This is a genomic window from Mesorhizobium sp. M1A.T.Ca.IN.004.03.1.1, assembly GCF_003997555.1.
Lineage (GTDB): Bacteria > Pseudomonadota > Alphaproteobacteria > Rhizobiales > Rhizobiaceae > Mesorhizobium.
Window position 1 is genome coordinate 1 of record NZ_RZTV01000469.1, and the last position, 264, is coordinate 264.

The 264-nt window shown below is 67.0% G+C and carries 1 protein-coding gene; it reads right to left on the reverse strand.

Annotation, left to right across the window (positions count from 1 at the left end):
- Positions 1-264 (reverse strand): hypothetical protein (locus EOD29_RS32475; protein WP_164763978.1); only part of this gene is annotated, 264 nt, incomplete at both ends.

Below are 264 nucleotides of genomic sequence, written 5' to 3' on the forward strand. Positions count from 1 at the left end.
GTGACCTGCTCGGTGCCGGCGGCAACGGCCGCGGTCAAGTCGGCAGTGGTTGTGCGCAGCGTATCGCGGAATTCGGCCGAGCGGGCCTGAAGATTGTTCTGCAGATCGGAGGTGCCGGATGCCAGCGCCAGCGCGATGTCCGAGGTGGCGCTCTGCAGCGCCGAGGTCAGCTCGCCGGTGCGGCTGGTGAGTGCGGTGGTGATTTCTTCGGTGCGGCTATTGAGCGTGCTCTCCAGCACTTCATGGCCGGTTGCGAGCGCCGTC